A 923-nucleotide genomic window follows, 5' to 3' on the forward strand; every position below is an offset into this window, starting at 1 on the left:
TTCTTTTGTTCCAATGAAAAAGCGACATGAAGCTTAACCAAGCTATCTTTCCGAATGAGAAAGATGTCAATTTTTTTAATCCAGCTCTGCTTTTTGCGGAGCTTTTTTTATGGAGAAGCATATGCGAAAAATATCATTAGAGGGACTTGCACTGATCAAACAATGGGAAGGTTTGCGTTTGAACGCCTATAAAGATGCCATTGGGGTGTGGACAATAGGTTATGGACATACAAACAGTGCTGGAAAACCTTTTATTTACGAAGGCATGACAATCACTGAAAAGCAAGCAGAAGAACTTCTTTGCCAAGACTTAAGACAATTTGAAAATGCTGTTGAACGCGCTGTTACAGTTTCATTAACGGATGAACAATTCGCGGCGTTAGTCTCTTTTTGCTATAATGTAGGAACAACAGCCTTTTGTAACTCGACACTGTTAAAAAAGCTCAATCAAGGTGAATATGAAGCTGTCCCTGCCGAGCTACAGAAATGGACCAAAGCAGGCGGGAAGCGTCTTGAAGGTCTCGCACACCGGCGTGCAGCAGAAACAGGGCTATGGGCAAAAGGGGCTTATGTTTCCTCCAATTATCAAACAGTAGAAACGCAAGCACCAACGGGGGTTTTCAAAGCAGAAGCCCTTGCACCGATTATTGGTTCTTTTTCAGGGCTTGGAGGCTTATTAGCAGGCAATGGTCCAGTGCAATGGGCGCTCGCCACTATCATGGTTTTAGCCGCATGTGCTGGTATTTTCTTTGTTGCTAAACGCTTTCAGGAGCACCGCCTATGATCTTATGGATGAAAAGAAATCTGATGCTAACAGGCGCGGCTTTAGCCGCTTTTTTTATTGCATTAGCAAGAGCTTTTACTCTTGGGAAAAAAGCAGAGCAACAAAAGCAAACAGAAAAAGCTTTAAAAGCAGCCACAAC

At 42.8% G+C, this 923-nt stretch carries 1 protein-coding gene; it reads left to right on the forward strand.

All coding sequences use genetic code 11. From position 1 onward, the window contains the following. Positions 1–121 precede the first annotated feature (121 nt). Positions 122–784: a lysozyme gene (locus ACFILW_RS10120; protein ID WP_375646821.1), complete on the forward strand. Its 663-nt coding sequence runs from the start codon at positions 122–124 to the stop codon at positions 782–784. Positions 785–923: the final 139 nt, after the last annotated feature.

Source organism: Bartonella sp. TT110JLCBS (assembly GCF_042193405.1).
Taxonomy (GTDB): Bacteria; Pseudomonadota; Alphaproteobacteria; order Rhizobiales; family Rhizobiaceae; genus Bartonella.

What these genes read in the sequence shown, in the direction of transcription:
- ACFILW_RS10120 (WP_375646821.1), top strand. Translation starts at nt 122, where the DNA reads ATGCGAAAAATATCATTAGAGGGACTTGCACTGATCAAACAATGGGAA.